General features: G+C 43.8%; 2 protein-coding genes. Both read left to right on the top strand.

All coding sequences use genetic code 11. The features are described 5' to 3' along the window. The coding region (locus KIV40_RS30175; protein WP_375164917.1) for a VOC family protein at window positions 1–136 on the top strand (136 nt) is incomplete at its 5' end. A gap of 198 nt (window positions 137–334) precedes the next feature. Next, a partial coding sequence (locus KIV40_RS30170; protein ID WP_285352949.1) for a DUF2753 domain-containing protein occupies window positions 335–729 on the top strand: 395 nt, incomplete at its 3' end.

The following is a 729-nucleotide window of genomic DNA, read 5'->3' as shown; positions in this document are numbered from 1 at the left end:
GGCAGGTGGCAACGTTACGCGTGAGCCGGGCCCCGTGAAAGGCGGTTCAACGCACATTGCATTTGTTAAAGACCCAGACGGCTACATGATTGAGCTGATTCAAAACAAGCAAGCTAGCGCTGGACTGGAAGGCTAATTTCAGGCTTCCGCTACTTAAGTAGTCACAACGATTCAATAATAAAGCGAGCATCATGCTCGCTTTTTATTTTCCACTTCATTTCGTAGCAGTGGCTCTCATAAAACACTACCTCTTGCCTAAATCTCAGTTATTAGACTTTACATGATAATGATTATCGTTTAGATTGATGCCAGTTTTAATTTGGGAGCTATCATTATGATAAACGAATGGGAAAAACACACTTTACTTGCCGATACCGCTCTGCAACTCGACGATCCTATTCGAAGCATCCTACACTATCAGCAAGCGCTAACTCTCAGTGAAAGAATTACTGAACGCACGGATATCGAAGCTGATGAGCGACTACTGATCTCCGTTATTTCATGCCACAACTTAGCACAATTCTGGCGTTGGGCTGGCGACACTGAATATGAGCTAAAATATCTACAGCTCGCTTCAGAAAAAGTACTGACCCTGATTCCTCAATGCCCAAATACACAGTGTGCTAGCTTTATCGACTCTATTGGCTGCTGTAAGAAGGCGTTGATTGATTTTATGAAGCGCCACCCGAACCCAAAAATTGCCTCTATGGTAGAGAAAATAGATACGGC

The organism is Vibrio sp. D173a (genome assembly GCF_030248475.1).
The sequence above is the reverse complement of the archived record's forward strand: the minus strand, read 5'-3'. Positions and strand labels throughout refer to the sequence as shown.